Origin of the sequence: Pseudomonas sp. Nvir (genome assembly GCF_963778085.1) — a bacterium.
GTDB classification, from domain to species: Bacteria; Pseudomonadota; Gammaproteobacteria; order Pseudomonadales; family Pseudomonadaceae; genus Aquipseudomonas; species Aquipseudomonas juntendi.
Map to the genome: position 1 here is coordinate 2,778,729 of NZ_OY970405.1, position 18,240 is coordinate 2,796,968.

Here is an 18,240-nt window from a genome sequence, read left to right on the forward strand (position 1 = left end):
CGCTGCCACTAGAACACCCCCGTTGCATCACTATGCTGGAGTGGTTTGGCAGCGGGCTGGCTCGCCGCTGGACTCAATTGGCCCGGGCAGCACTCAGTGCACCGGCCCTGGTCACGCGCAGCGCCACCAGGCTACCGAGCACGATCAGTGCCGCCAACGAATACAGGGCGGCATCGGTGGACCCGGTCTGGTCTTTGATGAACCCCACCAGGTACGGGCTGAGGAAGCCGGCCATCTGGCCGACCGAGTTGATGATCGCCAGGCCGGCCACGGCGGCACTGGCGCTGAGCAGCGCCGTGGGCATCGGCCAGAACATCGGCAGACCGGTGAGCGCGCCCATGGTGGCGATGGACAGGCCAAGGATGGCAATGGCCGGGTTGGCGGCGAAGTTGACTGCGATCAGCAAGCCCATGGCGCCCATGAGCATCGGCACCACCAGATGCCAGCGGCGTTCGTTGCGCAAGTCGGCCGAGCGGCCGCACAGAATCATGAAGACCCCGGCCAGCAGATACGGAATGGCGCTCAGCCAGCCGATCAGCAGCGGGTTGTCGAAGCCCATGCCCTTGATGATCGACGGCAACCAGAAGTTGATGGCGTAGACACCGCTCTGGATACAGAAATAAACGAAACCAAAGGTCCAGATCAGCGGGTTGGTCAGTACCGCCAGTACACTGTCGCCGGTAGTGGCGGGCTTGCTGGCAGCGTCGGCCGCCAGGTCTGCGGCGATCAGCTGGCGTTCGCCCGCGCTCAACCAGGCAGCCTTCTGGTAACCGTCACTGAGCAGGAACACTGCCAGTATGCCTAGAGCCACGGTGGGCAGGCCCTGGATCAGGAACATCCATTGCCAGCCGGCCAGGCCATGCTGGCCGGCGGCGAAATGTTCGAGGATCCAGCCGGAGAACGGCCCGCCCAGCAGACCCGAAACCGGGATAGCCGACATGAACAAGGCCATGATGCGCCCGCGTCTGGCTGCCGGGAACCAGCGCGAAAGGTACAACACCACGCCCGGGAAGAAGCCGGCTTCGGCCGCCCCGGTGAGCAGGCGCAAGGTATAGAACTCGGTCGGGGTGGTGACGAACAGCAGGCAAGTGGACAAACTGCCCCAGGCGATCATCATCAGCGCGATCCAGCGCCGAGGGCCGAAGCGGTTGAGCGCCAGGTTGCTGGGCAGGCCGCACAATACATAGCCGATGAAGAAAATGCCGGCGCCAAGGCCGTACACGGTTTCGCTGAACTTCAGCGCGTCGAGCATCTGCAGCTTGGCAAAGCCGACGTTGACGCGGTCCAGGTAGTTGAACAGGTAGCAGATGAAAATGAACGGAATCAGCCGCAGGGTGATGCGCCGGTACAGCGCGTTGCGGGTGGTGTCCGTGCCTTGGTCAGGGGCTGGGCTGTGTGCCATGATCGGATTCTCTGTTGTTATGGTTATCGCCGCGTCGCCTGTGCCGGCGCTCGCCCTGACGAGTCTCGGGGACTGCGGCGTGCCTGTCTTTGTGCTTTTGCACAGTGCCGGGCGCGGGCTGCTGTGCCCGAGCCCAAAAGCCTAACACCCTAAGGACCGCGCAATGTTCGAACTCGACCATGACCTGGCACAGGATATCGTTGACCGGGCGATGGCCATTCTGCCGTGCAACGTCAATGTCATGGACAGCCAGGGGTTGATCCTGGGCAGCGGCGAGCCGGAACGCATCAACACCCGCCATGAAGGCGCCCAGTTGGTACTTGCCAACGGCCGGATCGTCGAATTGGACACTGACGCGGCCAAATGCCTGAAAGGCGTGCAGCCTGGGGTCAACCTGCCGTTGATGCTCGACGGCAGGTTGATGGGCGTGCTGGGCCTGACCGGCGACCCGCAGCACGTGCGAACCTACGGTGAACTGGTGCGCATGACCGCCGAAATGCTGCTGGCCCAGCGCCATTTGCAGGCCAACCAGCAGTGGCGGCGGCAGCGCTGTGACGACCTGCTGGCGTTGCTGCTTGGCGGCAGCGGTGATTCCACGCGGTTGCTCGACGAAGCCCGGCAACTGGGCCTGAAGCCACAGCTGCCGCGTGTGCCGTGCTTGTTCGAACTGGCCTCGGGGCCGGCCGCCGAGGCACTGGCAGCGTGGTTGATCAGCCGTTACCCCGACAGCTGGTGCGTCAGCCCGGCGCGGCAGTCGTTGCTGTGGTGCCGCCCGGCGGGTGTCGCACTGGATGAGCCGCGCCTGCTGGAACGCCTGCAACGGCATGGCTGGGAAGTGGAACGGCTAGCCCTGGGCAGCGCCGCGCAGAGCCTGGAGCAGTTGCGCCGGGGTTACCGTCGGGTGCGTGACTTGCTGGCTTATGGCCGTGAGGTATTGCCTGGCGAACGCCTACTCAGCCTGCAGCGCTACCGGCTGCCGGCGCTGCTGTGGCGCCACCGAAATGATGACGCACTGGATGAACTGCTGGAACCGTTGCAGCGCATACGCGTCAAGGACAGCAGCGGCCAGCTGCTGACTACGCTGCGGGCATGGTGTGCCCATGACGGCCAGAGCCAGGCCTGTGCCGATGCCTTGGGCATCCACCGCAACAGCCTGCGCTACCGGCTGGAGCGCATTGCCGAGTTGGGCGAGGTCGACCCGCTGCGGATGGAAGGCATGCTGAGCTTGTACCTGGGGTTGCAGCTGTTGCCTGCAAACTGAAGCATTTCTCTGTTGCGGCCCTATCGCCGGCACAGGCCAAAGGCATCCGCCCAAACAACCCACCCAGGGTTTTGTGCATTTGACCGAGGCCGCCTGGGCGCACAGCTGTCAGCATGCCGCCATCAGGACAGGAGAATCCCCATGAAGATCGTCATTGCCCCCGACTCGTTCAAGGACAGCCTCGATGCTGCCGGGGTTGCGCGCGCCATCGCCGCCGGCTTGCGTGAGGGTTGCCCGGGTGTGCAGGTGGTCGAATGCCCGATGGCCGATGGTGGCGAAGGCACCATGGACGCGATCCTTGCCGCCAGCGACGGCGAGCTGCGCCGCCAGACCGTGCGCGGCCCGCTGGGGCAGAGCGTGGAAGCCGGCTGGGGCTGGTTGCCGCACAGCCGCACGGCAATCATCGAAATGGCCCAGGCCAGTGGCCTGCAGCTGGTCCCAACCGGGCAGCGCGATGCCTGCCGCAGCAGCACCTGGGGTACCGGCGAGCTGATTGCCGCCGCGTTGGCTGCCGGCGCACAGCGCGTGGTACTGGCCATTGGCGGCAGTGCCACCAACGACGCCGGTAGCGGCATGTTGCGTGCGTTGGGCCTGCGCCTGCTGGATGCCAATGGGCAAACGCTGGAAGAAGGCGGCCTTGCCCTGGCCAAGCTGGCCCGTGTTGACGCGAGCGACCTCGACCCGCGGCTGGCCGAGGTGCAATTCGAGGTCGCTGCCGACGTCGACAACCCGCTGTGCGGGGCCAACGGTGCATCGGCGATCTTCGGCCCGCAGAAGGGCGCCAACCCGCAGCAGGTGCAGGCGCTGGACCAGGCGCTGGGGCATTTTGCCGACCAGTGTGCGCAGTTGCTGGGTGAGGATGTGCGTGACTACCCAGGTTGTGGCGCCGCCGGTGGCATGGGTTTCGCCGCGCGGGCATTCATGGGCGCGCAGTTCCGCCCCGGGGTAGAGGTGGTGGCGGAACTGGCCGGGCTCGATGCTCTGGTCCAAGGTGCTGATCTGGTGGTGACGGGCGAGGGGCGCTTCGATGCACAGACCTTGCGCGGCAAGACGCCAATGGGCGTGGCCCGGGTCGCCAAGCGCCACGGGGTACCGGTGGTGGTACTGGCCGGAACCTTGGGTGAGGGCTACCAGCAGTTGTATGCGCACGGCGTGGATGCGGCCTTTGCCCTGAGCAGTGGGCCAATGAGCCTGGAGCAGGCGTGTGCCGATGCCGTTGAGCTGCTGCAGGCGCGGGCCTGTGACATCGCCCGCCTGTGGCGCTGCGCAGCCGTCAGGGGATGAGTACCTGCTCATGGCCGGCCGGTAGGGCGGCCAGTTCGCCGAAGCGTTGTGCCGCATCGATGTAGCGCAGCGCCGACTTGGCGTCTTTCCAGCCCACATAGCTCATCAACGCTTTCAACTCCCAACCATTGGCGGTGGCCCAGGTGGCGAAACCGCGCCGCAGCGAGTGGCCGGTGTACAAGGCTGCCGGAACCCCGGCGCGTGCCAGCATGCGCCTTAGCAGCCCCACCAGGCTGTTGCTGTTGAGCGCGCTGTCGCCCAGGTTGCCCCAACGGTCGAGCTTGCGAAACACAGGCCCGTGGGCAATGCCGGCAACCTCCAGCCATTGCAGGTAGGCCGTGACCGGGCACAGGGCCTTGAGCGCGGGGGTGCGGTGCTGCACCCCCAGCGCTTCGCGGTCACCCTTGCTGCGTGGCAGGAACAGGGTGATGCCGACACCCGCTTCGGCCTGGACATGCTCGACGCGCAGGCGCGCCAGCTCATCGCCACGAAAACCCCGCCAAAAGCCCAGCAACAGCAGCGCGCTATCGCGCCGTGCGCGGCGCAAGGCGGCCAAGTCGTGATTCTCACGGGCCTGGCGGGCTTCCTCTTCAAAACAGGCGACCGCCGTTTGCAGGTGCTGCAGCTGCAGCGGGGCAGCCTGCTTGGGTGGGGCCGGGTGCAAGCTACGAATGCCGCGCAGCACCTGGCGCACCAGGGGGGCCTTGGTGGGGTCGGGAAAGCCCTGGGCAACGTGCCATTGACTAAGCGCGGCCAGCCGTTGGCGCAGCGTGCTCACGGCATGCTGGTCGGCATGCTCGGCCAGGTAGCGGGCGATGCTCTCGGCGGTGGCCGGCAGAAAACCGCCCCAGTGGCTTTCGAAGTGTTCGACGGCAGCCTGATAGCTACGCCGAGTGTTGTCGCGGGTGGCGGCGCGCAGGTAGCGTTCGATATCGGTCATGGTGCAAGCGGCGGTGGAGGACGGCTACACGATAAACCTAAATCACCCGGCTGTCCCGGGTGTGATCCGGCGCGCTGTACAGCAGCGGCACGCTACGGTATACCTGAGCGCGACCAAGGGGAGCCCGGCAACGGGCTGAGAAACCGCTGAGCATCGCAGCGCGGTGACCCTTCGAACCTGATCCGGATCATGCCGGCGAAGGGATGGGCTCGATACGTGTCGTTACCTGCCTTTTTGCCGGCCTCACATGCGAGGCTCGTCCATGTCCAGTGCCAAGGTCTCGCTGCCATCCCCCCACAAGGACAGCACCATGACCGAACGCTTCAGCCAGACCCTGCGCCGCCATAGCCACCCGACCTGGTCGGCCGCCGTTGGCCACCGTTTCGTGACCCAACTGTGCGACGGCAGCCTGCCGGCGCCGATCATGATCGACTACCTGGTGCAGGACCACCGCTTTCTCGACAGCTTCCTGACCTTGCTCGGTTCCGCCATCGCCACTGCCGATACCTTCGAGGCCCGGCTGCGCTTCGGCCGCTTTGCCGGCATGATCTGCAGCGACGAGAACACCTATTTCCTGCGCGCGTTCGAGGCGCTGGATGTCAGCCCGGCGCAACGCCGCGACCCTGCCGATACCGCACCCACTGCCGGTTTCAAGGCAATCATGCGCGAAGCGGCCGCCACCCGTTCCTACGCGGCGGCGCTGGCGGTGCTCAACGTTGCCGAGGGCCTGTACCTGGACTGGGCGCTTAAAGCGCCAAAGCCCTTGCCGGCCAACTTTGTCCATGCCGAATGGATCACGCTGCATGACAACCCGGCCTTCCAGGACTTCGTTGCCTTCCTGCAGGCCGAACTGGACCGGGTAGGCCCGCAGGCGGCGGCGCTGGCCAGTGACTTCTACCAACGCACCGTGGCACTGGAGCTGGCCTTCTTCGATGCCATCTACCCGGAGGGCCAGTGAGCATGGATATTTTCGAGCGCCTGAAAGCCGCCGCCAACCGCCCCTGGGCCCGCTATGTCACGCACGACTTCGTGCAGCAGATGGGCGAGGGCACGTTGAGCGAGCAAGCGTTTCGTACCTACCTGGTGCAGGACTACCTGTTCCTGGTCCAGTTTGCCCGGGCCTGGGCGCTGGCTGCCTACAAAAGCCGACGCCCGGCGGACATTCGTGCCGCACAGACCACGCTGGCGGCCATTCTCGATGAAACCGAGCTGCACCTGCGGCTGTGCGCGCGCTGGGGGTTGAGCCAGGCCGACATTGAAGCGGCGCCAGAGCATCAGGCCACCGTGGCCTACACCCGTTACGTGCTGGACTGCGGCGCTGCCGGGGACCTGCTGGAGCTGCAGGTGGCACTGGCCCCCTGCGTGGTCGGCTATGCCGAAATCGGCCGCGCCCTGGCCGAGCAGATTGGCGACTTGAGCGGCCACCCATACCGCGAGTGGATTGGCGAGTACGCGGGTACAGCCTACCAGGGGGTGGCTGCGGCAGCTCGCCGGCACCTCGACGAGCTGGCAGCACGCAGCATGACCGAGCAGCGTTTTGCCGAACTGGCAGCCATTTTCGCCCAGGCCTCCAGCCTGGAAGCGGATTTCTGGCAGATGGGGCTGGACGGGGCGGCATAACGTTGCGTGCGGTGTCGGGCTGAGTGGTTACTACTCAGCCCGGAACCGCTTTGGTGCATGAATGCCTCAAAAGAAGTCGTGCCGCACACTTTCACCGGGGTAAAACCCGGCTTTACTGGTCACTGTGCACATGCACCAATGGGCTGCATGCCCGGTTTTTTTCGCTGTTTGACGGCCGCAAAAAGCGGCCCGCATCTTGCTCCAGCTGCTCCCAACTACAACCTGGAGCCCCGTGCAATGAGCTCACCCAGCGAATTTCCACTCAGCGAAGCGCCGCCATCAGCCCGCAAGGGCCTGCTGCCGATCACCATGGTCTTGTTCAGTTTCACCTTCTTCACCGGCACCATGTTTGCCGGCGGCAAACTGGGCATGGCGTTCAGTTTCGCCGACATGCTATGGGTCGCCACCCTCGGTAACAGCTTGCTTGCGCTGTATGCCGCCGCGTTGGCCTTCATCGCCTCGCGTAGCGGCCTGAACACGGTGTTGATGGGGCGTTTCTGTTTCGGGGAGGCAGGCAGCCGGCTGTCCGACTTCCTGCTGGGCTTCGCCGAACTGGGCTGGTACGCCTGGGGCACCGCCACGGTGGCGATCGTGCTGGTCAAGCTGCTTGGCCTGGCAGAGGGTTTCAGCCTGCCGTTGATGGTGCTGTTCGGCCTGGGCTTCAGCATCACCGCCATCCTCGGTTTCAAGGGGCTGGATGTGCTGGCCCGGGTTTCGGTGCCACTGATGTTCGTGCTGCTGTTGGTGTCGATGTACATTGCCACCCGCGATGCCGGCGGGTTCGCCGGCCTGGCGGCGGTAGTACCGCATGAGACCATGACGTTTTCGGCGGCAGTGACCATGGTGTTCGGTACCTTTGCCAGCGGCGCTACCCAGGCGACCAACTGGACACGCCTGTCGCGCAGCGGGCGGGTAGCGGTGAGCGCCAGTGTGGTCGCGTTCCTGCTGGGCAACGGCCTGATGGTGGTGGCAGGCGCCTGGTGCGCCATGGTCTACCAGCAGGCCGATATCGTCGAAGTGATGATGCTGCAGGGCTTGTCCTTTGCCGCAGTGGTCATGCTGTGCCTGAACCTGTGGACCATCCAGGGGCCGACCATCTACAACGTTTCGGCTGCCGCGTGCCACCTGCTGCGCAGCGAACGGCGGCGCACGGCGACCCTGTTGGCGGCCGCTGTGGGTATCGTGCTGGCCATGGGTGGCATGTACGAGATGCTGATCCCGTTCCTGGTGCTGCTGGGTTCGATCATTCCGCCGGTGGGTGGCGTGATCATGGCCGATTTCTGGTACCGCCACCGTGGTAAATACCCGGCGCTGGGCACTGCAACGCTGCCGCGTTACAACCTGGTCGGGCTGTTGGCCTACGCCGTTGGCGCCGTACTGGCCTACGCTTCGCCGTGGGTGGCACCGCTGGTGGGTATCGGCGCCTCGGCGCTGTGCTACATCGTCGTGCTCGAGCTGGGCGGGCGCCGCGCAGCGGCCCAGGCGGGCGTCGAACCGTGAGCCTGGCGCTGGAAGAAATCCTGCAGCTGCCCGGCCTGCACGAGATGAGCGTGCGCGCCGGGGCGCGCAACCTGCAACGGCGGGTACGCTGGCCTTATGTGGCAGAAAACGAAGGTATCGCCGAATGGGTGATGGGCGGCGAGCTGGTGTTCGTCACCGGCATCAACCACCCACGGGGTGAGGCCAACCTGCTTGCGCTGGTCGAAGACGGCGACGCCGTCGGCATTGCCGGGCTGGTAATCCTCACCGGCGGCAGTTTCATCCAGCACATTGCGCCTGCAGTGATTGCCCGTGCCGAGCAGCTGGGTTTGCCACTGATCGAACAGCCTTACGCCCTGAAAATGGTGGTGGTCACCCACTTGATCGGTACTGCGCTGGTGCAGATGACCCAGGTTCGCCGCTCGCGCAACGACATCCTCGGCCAACTGCTCAGTGGCGATTACCCAAGCCTGGCGATTGCCCGGCAGCGCGCTGCGCACCTGCAATTGGCGCTGGATGAGCCGCGCCGGCTGCTGGCCTTGCGCCTGGCCGGGGTCGATGAGCTGTTCCAGCGGTTGGGGCTGACGCTCGGCGAGCGGCGCTGGCAGCACACCCGCCAGGCCCTGGAGGACCAACTGCAAGCCTGGTGCCGGCAGCAGCCGGGCAGCGTCACGGCGCACCTGCCCGGTGACCTGTTCGTGGTGTTGCTGGCCGACACCCAAGACCTGCCGGAACGATTGGCCGGGTTGTACCGGCAATTGCAAGGGGTGGCCGGCGAGTTGAGCCTGTACATGGGGCTTTCCAGCCTTGCCGAAGACTGTGCACACTACCGCCAGGCCTTGAATGAAGCGCGCCAGGCACTGGATGTGGCCCGGCACCTGCGCCCGGCCAGTGGTTACTGCAATTTCAGTGAGCTAGGCGTGCTGCGCTTGCTACAGGGCATCGTCGACCGCTCGCTGATCGACGATTTCGTCAGCCGTACCCTTGGCCCGCTGCTGGTACCAGGGCGTAAGCAAGCCACTGCATTGGTCCACACCCTCGACGCCTTGCTCATGGAAAATGGCAACAGCCTCAAAGCCGCCCAGCGCCTGGGCCTGCACCGTAACACTGTCAATCAGCGCATACAGCGCATCGAACAACTGAGCGGGCAGTCGATCGACGACCCGCTTTTTCGCATGAATGCTTCGGTCGCCATGTTGGTATGGCGCATGAGCGAAGCCCACGGCAAGGAGTAACCGCATGAACATCATCAACGCCCGGCTGCGCGGCAAACCCGGCTTGTTCCGCATTGAACTTGCTGGCGAGCGCATCAGCGCAATCGTGCCGCAGGCAAACGTGGTGGCGCAGGCGCCCGGCGACCTGGACGCTGCACAGAACCTGGTGGTAGCGCCCTTTGTCGAGCCGCACATCCACCTTGACGCCACGCTGACGGCCGGTGAGCCGAGGTGGAACATGAGCGGTACGCTGTTCGAGGGCATCGAGTGCTGGGCCGAGCGCAAGCAGTTCACCACCCACGATGACATCAAGGCCCGCGCGAAGAAAACCATTGGCATGCTGGTGGACCACGGTATCCAGCATGTGCGCACGCATGTCGATGTCACCGACCCGACGCTTACCGCGCTCAAGGCCATGGTCGAGGTACGCGACGAAGTCCGCGGGCTGATCGACCTGCAAATCGTCGCGTTTCCGCAGGAAGGCATCGAGTCGTATGCCAACGGCAGGGCATTGATGACCGAAGCGGTGGCCATTGGTGCCGACGTGGTGGGGGGCATTCCGCATTTCGAGAACACCCGCGACCAGGGCGTGTCGTCGATAAAATTCCTGATGGACCTGGTCGAGCGCAGCGGCTGCCTGGTAGACGTGCACTGCGACGAAACCGACGACCCGCAGTCACGTTTTCTTGAAGTTCTGGCCGAGGAAGCCCGGGTGCGTGGCATGGGCGCCCGGGTCACCGCCAGCCATACCGTGGCGATGGGTTCGTATGACAACGCTTACTGCTACAAGCTGTTCCGCCTGTTGAAGCTGTCGGGCATCAACTTCGTGTCCTGCCCAACCGAAAGCATCCACTTGCAAGGGCGGTTCGACAACTACCCCAAGCGCCGTGGGGTTACCCGGGTAGCCGAAATCGACCGCGCCGGCATGAACGTGTGCTTTGGCCAGGACTCCATCGTGGACCCGTGGTACCCGCTGGGCAACGGCAACATCCTGCGCATTCTCGAGGCCGGGCTGCACATCTGCCACATGCTCGGCTACGAAGACTTGCAGCGTTGCCTGGACCTGATCACGGACAACAGCGCCCGCACCCTGAACCTTGGGGAGCACTATGGCATCGAGGTGGGGCGCCCAGCCAACCTGTTGCTGCTGTCGGCACCCGATGACTACGAGATGGTGCGCAGCCAGGGGCATGCGCTGGTCTCGGTGCGCCATGGCAAGGTGCTGATGCAGCGCACGCCAGCCCAGGTGCAGCGCCTGCTCTGAGCGGTTGAGGTTGGGGCCCGGCGCTATGCCGGGCCCTGGCGTCAGCTGTCAACCGACCGCTTCGAGGAACTTGTCCAGGACAATGTTGCGGCCACACAGGACCACCGCAACCCGCTTGCCTTGGTACTGCCTGGCCAGTTTCTGCATGCCGGCGACGGCAACTGCCGCAGCGCCTTCGATGATCCACCGCTCGTGGCGGGCGATGTCGCGCATGGCTGCACGGATTTCGTCCTCGCTGACCAGCACCGTCCCGGTGACCAGTGCCTGGCACAGCGGGAAGCTGACAGCACCTGGCTCGATGCCACCGGCGGTGCCGTCGGAAAGGGTTTCGCGCGCCTCCACTTCGATGATCTCACCCGCCTGTAGCGAGCGCGCCAGTGCGGGATCATTTTCGGGCCAGCAACCAATGATCTCGGTGCCCGGCTTGAGCACGCGCAGGGCGGCGCCGATACCGGCAATCAGCCCGCCGCCGCCCACCGCGACGAATACCGCGTCCAGGTCGGGTGCCTGCTCGAACAACTCCATTGCGAGGGTGCCTTGGCCTGCGATGACCTGCAGGTCGTTGTACGGCGACACGAACGGCACACCCTGTAGCCGCGCTTGCCTGGCGGCCTCCAGTTCTGCACCCAACGGGTCGCTGGGCAGGCAGATGACTTCGGCGCCCAAGGCACGCATCGCTGCCAGCTTGTAGGCCGACGCTGAAGCGGCGCTGTACACCGTCACCGGCACCCCAGCCGCGTTGCCGGCCATTGCCAAGGCCTGTCCGTGGTTGCCCGAAGACGCGGCGATCACCCCGGCAGCCCGCTGTTCGGTTGGCAGCAGGCGGATCTTGTTGCTGGCGCCGCGAAACTTGAACGAACCGGTGTGCTGCAGGTGTTCGCATTTAAGCAGCACATCGCAACCGGTCTGCTCCGAGAGGCGGGCGCTGCGGGTCAGCGGCGTCACACTGACGGCAGGGCGCAGTGCCGCATGGGCATCCTTTATGGACCGAAAAAGCCCATCCAACTGGGTGGCATCGATAATGGGCGCAAGAGCGGGAGTGGCTGCCATGCTGTAAACCTGCATAGATATGGAATATACGTCTACCGTAGACGTTTATTCTAGTCGACACAAGCAGGCGTGCACATGCGTCGCCGTGCTCATCCCGGCAAGCCAGCGATAGTGGGTTTAAAGGGCCTTGAGCTCTTTCAGGTACTTGTACACGGTCGCGCGCCCCATGCTCAGTACGTTGGCCACATAGTCCACGCCACTGCGGCCTTGAAACGCGCCCTCGGCATGCAGCGCCTGCACCAGGCTGCGCTTGTCCTTCATGCGCAACGTTTGCAGTGACAGGTTGCGCGCCTGCAGCCAGCCATGCAGGAAGGTGTTGATGCGTTCCTGCCAGTCATTGCGGAACAACGCGTCCGGTTGCGGCACCATACGGCTCATCTGGAAAAACGCATCCAGCGCAACACGGGCCTGCTCCAGTACCGACACGTTCAGGTTGATGCACATCAGGTGCTCGGCTTCGCCCTGGGCATTGCGCAACACGGTGCTGATCGAACGGACCTTCTGGCCGTTCCAGTTGAGTTTCTCGTAAGGGCCAAGGTTCGTGCCCTGGAGCAAGTCGCCCAGTTCATGATCGATCGCCGAGTCGTCACCCAAGGCGCGTTGGGAGAAGTTGTTGGCGATGTGCACCACCGTCTGGCTGCGCAGGTCGTGGACGATGACTTCCGCGTGCGGGTACAGCAACAGGGCGATGCTGTCGGCAATTGCCTTGTAGTTATCCAGGGTCATTTGTTTCGGGTGCTTTTCGCAGGGGCAGGAACCGGACGTTCATGGTGGCGGCAAAGCGCCTGGGACACAAGGCGGGTGGTTGCAGAGTCTCGTACCGCTGCCAGCACTACCAAACGCACAAATTCACCCCTCACATGCGATAAGCCGTGATTATTCCATGTGAGAAAACCTTTACTGAGCAAGGCCATGATTGGCATAATCAGTACGTAATTACATGCTACATAACACAGTACGAAATCTTAGGAGCTCTCATGGCCCGGGGCGGCATAAACAAGGTGGTGGTGCAGCAGGCACGCCAGGCGCTGATAGCCCGGGGCGAAAACCCCAGCATCGATGCCATTCGTATCGAACTGGGCAATACCGGCTCGAAGACCACCATTCACCGCTACCTCAAGGAGCTGAACGGCCAGCAGCCGGTTGCCGCGGAAGGTGGCGTTGCATTGAGTGAGGTGCTGGCCCGCATGGTTGGGCAATTGGCGACCCAGTTGCAGGACGAGGCCGATCTGACCATCGAGCAGGCCGAAAGCACGTTTACCCAGCAGCGTGAACAGCTGGAGGCGCAGCTCGAAAGCGCCCAGCAAGCCCTGGCCGCAGCGCGTCAGCAGCACCAGATCGATGCCGCAGCACTGGCCGCCGAGTCCGAGCGGCTGCTGTCCACGCAAAGCACGTTGCAGGCCGAACAGCTACGCAGTGCGAGCCTCAACCAGTCGCTGGGCGAACTGCAGCTGCGCCTGGCAGACAAGGACGAGCAGATCCAGTCACTGGAAGACAAGCACCGCCATGCCCGCGACGCCCTTGAGCATTACCGCAGCGCCAGCCGTGAGCAGCGCGAGCAGGAACAACGCCGGCACGAGGCGCAATTGCAGCAGTTGCAGGTGGAAGTGCGCCAATTGCAGCAGGGCATGATCGTCAAGCAGGACGAACTGACCCGCCTGCACCGCGATAACGAGCGCTTGCTCGGTGAGCACCGCCAAGTGGCCAGCGAATGCCGGGCGCAGGGGGAATTGCTGGAGCAACGTGATGCGCAGATACAGGGTTTGCGCACGATCCTGGCGCAGGCGCAGGGCGCCAGCGAGGAAATGCGCCGGCAACTGGAGACCCAGGCACAGAGCCTGGAACAGCGGCGCGAGCTGTGTACCGAGCAAGCACGGCAGCTGAAACACTTCGAGGAACAACTGCACGAGCGTGACGAGGCGTTGGCGCAGTGCCGGGCGCGGGTGGCCGAAGCAGCAGGTTAATCAAACTTTTTCGTGGCAGCGCTTTCTTCCCTAAACACCTCAAGGAGATAGCGCCATGCCTGATAAACAACCACCGCACAAACAGGGGCCGCACTCGTCGGAGCAGGCGGACAAGCAGAGTGACCTGGGTTTCGACCCGGATTCGCCGGACCTCGACGATCCGCAGGTTGACCCGCAGGGCCCCGCCAAACCACCCAGGGATGTGGAGAAGAAATAGGGAATGCCCGCCAGCTGAGCGAAATGGGCTGGCGGGTTTACCGAGGGATTTGCCCGGGCTGTGAGGCCTGGCGGCGCAAATCCCCGGTTTGCCAGCGCTTAGCCCTCGGCCCGCCTGGCGGCGTCCACACCGGCCGCCGACAGCTTGATGGGATACTGGACGCTGATTTGTTGGTCACTGCTGACCACCACGCTGCCATCATGAATCAGGCCGTCGTCCTGCAGGGTCTTGAGCATGCCTGCAACGGCCTTCTCGCCACGATAGTTGTCCAGCACTTCCTTGCCCAGCCCCTGTGGGTGAGCATGCAGAAGACGGGTGAGTACTTCGCTTTTCAGTGCATCGTTACTCATGTCGAACCTCACGTTCACTTAGCGTGTTTGGCCTGTAGTGCCTTGGCGTGCTCCAGGTGCTGTTCCAGCTTGGGCAGGGTTTCGCTGGCGAAGGCCTTCAGCTCAGCCTTGTCGGAGGACGCAGCTTCTTTCTTGAACAGCTCGACCGCTTTCTCGTGCGCATCGACCTGGTTGTTGAGGTAAGACTTGTCGAACGACTCGTCACGCCATTCCAGGATCATCTTCTTGACCTTGTCGGTCATCGCCGCGTCGTCGGGTACCGAAATATCATGTTTACGGGCGATGTCGCCGAGCTTCTGATTGGCCTGGGTATGGTCGGTGACCATTTGCTGGGCGAAAGTCTTGATCTCTGCGTTCTGGCTTTTTTCCTGGGCCAGGTTGCCGGTAACCACTTCGGCGATGCCGGACTCGACCGCTGCATCGACGAAATCATTGGAGCTGGCTGCCAGCGTGTGGGCCGATACCAGACCCAGCACCATCGATAACCCGACACGCTTGATGAAAAGACTGCTCATGCTTCACTCCTTAAACCTTGGCGCGACTTCAGTGTCGCGTACGGTTGAGGGGCGGGGCAGGGCAAAGGTTTAATCTTTTTCATCACCGGCAGCGAACCCGGTGGCGCTCAATCCACGGCCAGCACCTGTTGCTGAAGTTGCCAACGCACTGAACTCACGCCCTTTTCCAGGCTGACCCGGCTGACCAGGCGCTCCAACTGCGCCGGTGCTTGGGCGGTGCCCAACAGCTCTGCACGCACCTCAAGCCTGGCCGGGTTGTCCAGGTCGGCACTTTGCAGCGACTGCAGGCGTAGCTGCGGCTCGGCCAGGCTGTGCAGCATCAGGCTGCGCACCTGGATCTCGTCCTCGGCGCGGCAGACGATGCGCACTTCGAAATGCTGTTCGTGCTCGCTGGCGGGCACCACGCCCTGGCGGTCAAGGCGTTGGGCGATGTCGCGCAGCAGGATATTCGCGCACAGCACCACCAGGCTACCCAGCGCGGCCTCCAGCAACAGCCCCAGGCTGCACAAGACACCGACCGCTGCCGTGCACCACAGGGTGGCGGCGGTATTCAGGCCGCGCACATTGAAGCCATCGCGCATGATCACCCCGCCGCCGAGAAAACCAATGCCCGAGACCACATAAGCGGCAACGCGTGAGGCATCGGCAGCGGCCATGCCGGGCACTGCCTGGGTCATCAGCACGAACAGGCAGGCCCCGGTACTGACCAGTGCATTGGTGCGCAGCCCGGTCAGGCGCTGGCGCAACTGGCGTTCGGCGCCGATCAGCGCCCCTAGCAGCAGCGCGACACTGACGCGCAGCAGAAAAACATTCCAATCCATAGCTCACCTCTTCCACGGGCACACGCCCGCATGAGCGCCTTCACTGGGCGCGGTTGAAAAACCAGAAAGATGCGCAGGACCACGGGGGGAGGGAGGTGAAGCGGGGTTACAAGAAACCACCGTCTTGCCAGGCTGGCCAGACAGTGCAGGACACTGCCGAGCTAGCGCGCCACGTGGGCCTGTCGCAAGCGACTGGGGCTACTGTCCAAAGCGGGTCTCCTGTTGGGATGGCTAAATTGCGCCGCGGACCATACGCCCCGCGGCAAAGCCGGTCAAGGGTGCAAAGATGACAATGGCTTAATCGGCACATGCCCTGCGGCAGCGCCTGCCACATGGAAAAAAAAACCATCAGCCGGTAACCTTGCGCCACCCTATGCGATCACCCGGACCGTTCCATGCTGCTCAATCTGACCGTGCTGTTCGGCACCCTGGTGGCCATGGAGGGCGTAGGCACGCTGGCCCACAAGTACATCATGCATGGCTGGGGCTGGTGCTTGCACCGCTCGCACCATGAGCCACAGCTAGGCATGCTCGAAACCAATGACCTCTACCTGCTGGCGTTGGCGCTGATAGCCGCCGCCCTGATCGCCCTGGGCAAGGGCGGCCATGCGCCGCTGCAGTGGGTGGGCGGTGGCGTGGCGGGCTATGGCGTACTGTATGTACTGGCCCATGATGGTTTCTTTCATCGGCACTGGCCGCGCCGGCCACGGCCGGTCAACCGCTACCTCAAACGCCTGTACCGGGCGCACCGGCTGCACCATGCAGTGAAGGGGCGCACCGGAGGGGTGTCGTTCGGTTTCTTCTACGCGCCGCCGTTGAAGGTGTTGAAACAGCAACTGCGGGGAAAGCGCTACCGGCGCTGACTGCCTGGCCGTTACCCGGCGGTGCCGCCTTCAGGCTGCGCCACGGCGTGCCCTCGGCTCACCCACCAGCCGAAACCGGCGGCGGTGAAGAACATGATCAGGCTGTACAGCGCTGCCGGCACTGCCATGGTCGGGTTATTCAGCAGCGACGGGCTCAGGGCCAGGGCAATGGCCAACGTGCCGTTGTGTATGCCGATTTCCATGCCGATGGCGATGGCCTGGCGCTTGGGGATGTTGAGCAGGCGCGGTACCCAGTAGCCCACCGCCAGGCTCAAGATGTTGAACAGCAGCGCCGCCAGGCCCACGACCGGTGCGTACTCGACCACCGTCTGCCAGTCCTTGGCCAGCGCCAGAACAATGGTGAATGCCAAAAACAATGCCGCCACCAGCTTCATCGGCTTTTGCATGCGCGCGGCAAACCCTGGGGCAATGCGGCGAATCAGCATACCCAGCGCCACCGGCAGCAGAACAATGGCGAACACCTGCATGATTTTGGCGAACTGCAGCGGTATGGCCTGGTCCGACGCCATGAACCAGCTCAACGACAGGTTGACCAGCAGCGGCATGGTGAGAATCGCGATCAATGAGTTGACCGCTGTGAGGGTGATATTCAACGCCACATCGCCATGTGCCAGGTGGCTGAACAGGTTCGCCGTGGTGCCGCCCGGCGAAGCGGCCAGCAACATCAACCCCACCGCCAGCGCCGACTCCAGGCCAAAACCGTTGGCGATCAGGAAGCACACCAGCGGTAACAGCAGAATCTGGCAGGCCAGGCCCACCACCACGGGCTTGGGGTATTTCACTACCCGTGCGAAGTCGGCCAAGGTCAACGACAGGCCAAGGCCCAGCATGATGATGCCCAGGGCCAGGGGCAGAACGGCGGTGAGCAGGGGCGAGGCGGTCATCGGTAATCTCTCGGGCGAAGGATCCGAAGCAGTCTAGGTGGGCCGGGGTGGATAGGTAATTGCAAAGAGCCAGCTCTTGGTAACCATTTGTTACCAGAGACATCCCTCATCGGCGCTGTATGTCGCGTTGCAGCAAGCCCGCAGGCGCAGTAGCATGCCGCCTTTTTCGAGGATTAGCCTGTCATGCCGTTCCAGCAAGGTCTGCTTGCCACCCCGGTGCCGGCCCACGCCCGCCACCTGTTCTTCACCCTGCAATCGCCCGAGGCGTTGCCTGCCGCCCTCGATGCCTTGCTACCGCAGGTCGATGGCGTGCAGGTGATTCTGGGCGTAGGCGCGCCCATGGCCAAAGCCCTGGGGCGTGAAGTACCTGGCCTGCGTCCTTTCCCGCTGCTGGATGCGGCGGTAGAGAACCCCAGCACCCAGCATGCGTTGTGGCTGTGGCTGCGTGGCAATGAGCGGGGCGACCTGCTGCTGCGGGCCCAGGCACTGGAGCAGGCGTTGGCGCCGGCCCTGCGCCTGGCCGACAGCGTTGACGGTTTCCTGCACCGGGGTGGGCTGGACCTGACCGGCTACGAAGACGGCACTGAGAACCCGGTGGACGAGGATGCGGTGCAGGCAGCGATCGCTGCCGATGGTTCCAGCTTTGCTGCGTTTCAGCTGTGGAAGCACGACCTGGCGTACTTCAAGTCGCTGCCCCAGGCCGACCAGGACAACATCATGGGCCGCCGCCTCAGTGACAACGAAGAACTCGACGACGCGCCCGAGTCGGCACACGTCAAGCGTACTGCCCAGGAAAGCTTCGAGCCCGAGGCCTTCATGGTGCGCCGCTCGGTATCCTGGGCCGATCAGCGCGGCGCCGGCCTGGCCTTCGTTGCCCTGGGCCGCAGCTTCGATGCCTTCGAAGTGCAACTGCGGCGCATGAGTGGCCTGGAGGACGGCATCATTGACGGCCTGTACCGCTTCAGCCGGCCCCTGAGCGGCGGCTACTACTGGTGCCCGCCAATCAGCGCCACCGGTGTCGACCTGAGCCCGCTGCTGCAGGCCAGGTAAAAACATCCGGACACAGAAACGCCCACGCGCGCCGGGTAGAG

The 18,240-nt window shown here is 64.1% G+C and carries 19 protein-coding genes and 1 riboswitch; of the genes, 11 read left to right on the top strand and 8 right to left on the bottom strand.

Translation table 11 applies throughout. The features are described from left to right. Positions 1-73: 73 nt before the first annotated feature. The gene (locus AACG97_RS13385; protein ID WP_115294086.1) at positions 74-1,402 is read right to left on the bottom strand and encodes an MFS transporter; all 1,329 of its coding nucleotides are present in this window, start codon (positions 1,400-1,402) and stop codon (positions 74-76) included. 163 nt (positions 1,403-1,565) lie between these two features. Between AACG97_RS13385 and AACG97_RS13390 the strand changes: the two genes are divergently transcribed. Together AACG97_RS13390 and AACG97_RS13395 are read left to right on the top strand one after the other, a co-directional pair. Then, positions 1,566-2,663: a sugar diacid recognition domain-containing protein gene (locus tag AACG97_RS13390; protein WP_115294087.1), complete on the top strand. Its 1,098-nt coding sequence runs from the start codon at positions 1,566-1,568 to the stop codon at positions 2,661-2,663. A gap of 141 nt (positions 2,664-2,804) precedes the next feature. Beyond that, positions 2,805-3,947, top strand: coding sequence for a glycerate kinase (locus AACG97_RS13395; RefSeq protein ID WP_144188198.1), 1,143 nt, complete (start codon positions 2,805-2,807; stop codon positions 3,945-3,947). On the opposite strand, the gene AACG97_RS13400 is transcribed toward AACG97_RS13395, so the two are convergent. Next, positions 3,937-4,887, bottom strand: coding sequence for a site-specific integrase (locus AACG97_RS13400; RefSeq protein WP_182365466.1), 951 nt, complete (start codon positions 4,885-4,887; stop codon positions 3,937-3,939). The two genes, AACG97_RS13395 and AACG97_RS13400, sit on opposite strands and share 11 nt — an antisense overlap. A 106-nt stretch (positions 4,888-4,993) precedes the next feature. Next, positions 4,994-5,108: riboswitch (TPP riboswitch) on the top strand. 89 nt (positions 5,109-5,197) lie between these two features. Here AACG97_RS13400 and AACG97_RS13405 point away from each other — a divergent pair. The 5 genes from AACG97_RS13405 (at position 5,198) to codA (ending at position 10,464) form a co-directional block, all read left to right on the top strand. Continuing rightward, positions 5,198-5,845 carry a TenA family protein gene (locus AACG97_RS13405; RefSeq protein WP_115295286.1) on the top strand — a complete coding sequence of 216 codons (648 nt, stop codon included), beginning with the start codon at positions 5,198-5,200 and terminating at the stop codon, positions 5,843-5,845. Positions 5,846-5,847: 2 nt separating this feature from the next. Further along, positions 5,848-6,507 carry a thiaminase II gene (gene tenA / locus AACG97_RS13410; protein ID WP_009686919.1) on the top strand — a complete coding sequence of 220 codons (660 nt, stop codon included), beginning with the start codon at positions 5,848-5,850 and terminating at the stop codon, positions 6,505-6,507. 237 nt (positions 6,508-6,744) lie between these two features. Further along, complete coding sequence (gene codB, locus AACG97_RS13415) at positions 6,745-8,007, top strand: cytosine permease (RefSeq protein WP_144188202.1); 1,263 nt, start codon at positions 6,745-6,747, stop codon at positions 8,005-8,007. After that, positions 8,004-9,221, top strand: coding sequence for a PucR family transcriptional regulator (locus AACG97_RS13420; protein ID WP_009686917.1), 1,218 nt, complete (start codon positions 8,004-8,006; stop codon positions 9,219-9,221). Before codB ends, AACG97_RS13420 begins: the two co-directional genes overlap by 4 nt. 4 nt (positions 9,222-9,225) lie before the next feature. Beyond that, complete coding sequence (gene codA, locus AACG97_RS13425) at positions 9,226-10,464, top strand: cytosine deaminase (protein WP_232555129.1); 1,239 nt, start codon at positions 9,226-9,228, stop codon at positions 10,462-10,464. A 48-nt stretch (positions 10,465-10,512) separates the two neighbouring features. On the opposite strand, the gene AACG97_RS13430 is transcribed toward codA, so the two are convergent. Together AACG97_RS13430 and AACG97_RS13435 are read right to left on the bottom strand one after the other, a co-directional pair. Further along, entirely contained in the window at positions 10,513-11,514 is a 1,002-nt protein-coding gene (locus AACG97_RS13430; protein WP_009686915.1) for a threonine/serine dehydratase, read from the bottom strand. Positions 11,515-11,631: 117 nt separating this feature from the next. Beyond that, positions 11,632-12,240 (bottom strand): helix-turn-helix transcriptional regulator, encoded by a 609-nt coding sequence (locus AACG97_RS13435; RefSeq protein WP_009686914.1) that lies wholly within the window; start codon positions 12,238-12,240, stop codon positions 11,632-11,634. A 251-nt stretch (positions 12,241-12,491) separates the two neighbouring features. Between AACG97_RS13435 and AACG97_RS13440 the strand changes: the two genes are divergently transcribed. Then, positions 12,492-13,478: a DNA-binding protein gene (locus AACG97_RS13440; protein ID WP_197885511.1), complete on the top strand. Its 987-nt coding sequence runs from the start codon at positions 12,492-12,494 to the stop codon at positions 13,476-13,478. Between the two features lie 55 nt (positions 13,479-13,533). Then, a complete protein-coding gene (locus AACG97_RS13445) occupies positions 13,534-13,695 on the top strand; it encodes a DUF6021 family protein (protein ID WP_167524213.1) in 162 nt (53 codons plus the stop codon). 98 nt (positions 13,696-13,793) lie between these two features. Here AACG97_RS13445 and AACG97_RS13450 read toward each other — a convergent pair whose 3' ends face one another. The 3 genes from AACG97_RS13450 to AACG97_RS13460 form a co-directional block, all read right to left on the bottom strand. Then, on the bottom strand, positions 13,794-14,045 hold the full coding sequence (locus AACG97_RS13450) for a hypothetical protein (RefSeq protein ID WP_009686911.1): 252 nt from the start codon (positions 14,043-14,045) through the stop codon (positions 13,794-13,796). Between the two features lie 14 nt (positions 14,046-14,059). Beyond that, a complete protein-coding gene (locus tag AACG97_RS13455) occupies positions 14,060-14,560 on the bottom strand; it encodes a DUF4142 domain-containing protein (RefSeq protein WP_232555128.1) in 501 nt (166 codons plus the stop codon). Positions 14,561-14,667: 107 nt separating this feature from the next. Further along, positions 14,668-15,381 (bottom strand): MgtC/SapB family protein, encoded by a 714-nt coding sequence (locus tag AACG97_RS13460; RefSeq protein ID WP_009686909.1) that lies wholly within the window; start codon positions 15,379-15,381, stop codon positions 14,668-14,670. A 395-nt stretch (positions 15,382-15,776) separates the two neighbouring features. Between AACG97_RS13460 and AACG97_RS13465 the strand changes: the two genes are divergently transcribed. Then, positions 15,777-16,244: a sterol desaturase family protein gene (locus AACG97_RS13465; protein ID WP_029886201.1), complete on the top strand. Its 468-nt coding sequence runs from the start codon at positions 15,777-15,779 to the stop codon at positions 16,242-16,244. 11 nt (positions 16,245-16,255) lie between these two features. Here the strand turns inward: AACG97_RS13465 and AACG97_RS13470 are convergent, their stop codons facing one another. Then, the gene (locus AACG97_RS13470) at positions 16,256-17,149 is read right to left on the bottom strand and encodes a bile acid:sodium symporter family protein (RefSeq protein WP_197885509.1); all 894 of its coding nucleotides are present in this window, start codon (positions 17,147-17,149) and stop codon (positions 16,256-16,258) included. A gap of 183 nt (positions 17,150-17,332) precedes the next feature. Between AACG97_RS13470 and AACG97_RS13475 the strand changes: the two genes are divergently transcribed. After that, on the top strand, positions 17,333-18,199 hold the full coding sequence (locus AACG97_RS13475) for a Dyp-type peroxidase (protein WP_047150156.1): 867 nt from the start codon (positions 17,333-17,335) through the stop codon (positions 18,197-18,199). Positions 18,200-18,240: the final 41 nt, after the last annotated feature.

Excerpts from the sequence above, each read along its gene's own strand:
- AACG97_RS13395 (WP_144188198.1), top strand. The coding sequence starts at position 2,805 with ATGAAGATCGTCATTGCCCCCGACTCGTTCAAGGACAGCCTCGATGCT.
- AACG97_RS13390 (WP_115294087.1), top strand. The coding sequence starts at position 1,566 with ATGTTCGAACTCGACCATGACCTGGCACAGGATATCGTTGACCGGGCG.
- codB (WP_144188202.1), top strand. The coding sequence starts at position 6,745 with ATGAGCTCACCCAGCGAATTTCCACTCAGCGAAGCGCCGCCATCAGCC.
- AACG97_RS13440 (WP_197885511.1), top strand. The coding sequence starts at position 12,492 with ATGGCCCGGGGCGGCATAAACAAGGTGGTGGTGCAGCAGGCACGCCAG.
- AACG97_RS13385 (WP_115294086.1), bottom strand. The coding sequence starts at position 1,402 with ATGGCACACAGCCCAGCCCCTGACCAAGGCACGGACACCACCCGCAAC.
- AACG97_RS13400 (WP_182365466.1), bottom strand. The coding sequence starts at position 4,887 with ATGACCGATATCGAACGCTACCTGCGCGCCGCCACCCGCGACAACACT.
- AACG97_RS13470 (WP_197885509.1), bottom strand. The coding sequence starts at position 17,149 with ATGACCGCCTCGCCCCTGCTCACCGCCGTTCTGCCCCTGGCCCTGGGC.
- AACG97_RS13450 (WP_009686911.1), bottom strand. The coding sequence starts at position 14,045 with ATGAGTAACGATGCACTGAAAAGCGAAGTACTCACCCGTCTTCTGCAT.
- AACG97_RS13435 (WP_009686914.1), bottom strand. The coding sequence starts at position 12,240 with ATGACCCTGGATAACTACAAGGCAATTGCCGACAGCATCGCCCTGTTG.
- AACG97_RS13465 (WP_029886201.1), top strand. The coding sequence starts at position 15,777 with ATGCTGCTCAATCTGACCGTGCTGTTCGGCACCCTGGTGGCCATGGAG.
- AACG97_RS13405 (WP_115295286.1), top strand. The coding sequence starts at position 5,198 with ATGACCGAACGCTTCAGCCAGACCCTGCGCCGCCATAGCCACCCGACC.
- AACG97_RS13460 (WP_009686909.1), bottom strand. The coding sequence starts at position 15,381 with ATGGATTGGAATGTTTTTCTGCTGCGCGTCAGTGTCGCGCTGCTGCTA.
- AACG97_RS13475 (WP_047150156.1), top strand. The coding sequence starts at position 17,333 with ATGCCGTTCCAGCAAGGTCTGCTTGCCACCCCGGTGCCGGCCCACGCC.
- AACG97_RS13430 (WP_009686915.1), bottom strand. The coding sequence starts at position 11,514 with ATGGCAGCCACTCCCGCTCTTGCGCCCATTATCGATGCCACCCAGTTG.
- AACG97_RS13455 (WP_232555128.1), bottom strand. The coding sequence starts at position 14,560 with ATGAGCAGTCTTTTCATCAAGCGTGTCGGGTTATCGATGGTGCTGGGT.
- AACG97_RS13445 (WP_167524213.1), top strand. The coding sequence starts at position 13,534 with ATGCCTGATAAACAACCACCGCACAAACAGGGGCCGCACTCGTCGGAG.
- codA (WP_232555129.1), top strand. The coding sequence starts at position 9,226 with ATGAACATCATCAACGCCCGGCTGCGCGGCAAACCCGGCTTGTTCCGC.
- tenA (WP_009686919.1), top strand. The coding sequence starts at position 5,848 with ATGGATATTTTCGAGCGCCTGAAAGCCGCCGCCAACCGCCCCTGGGCC.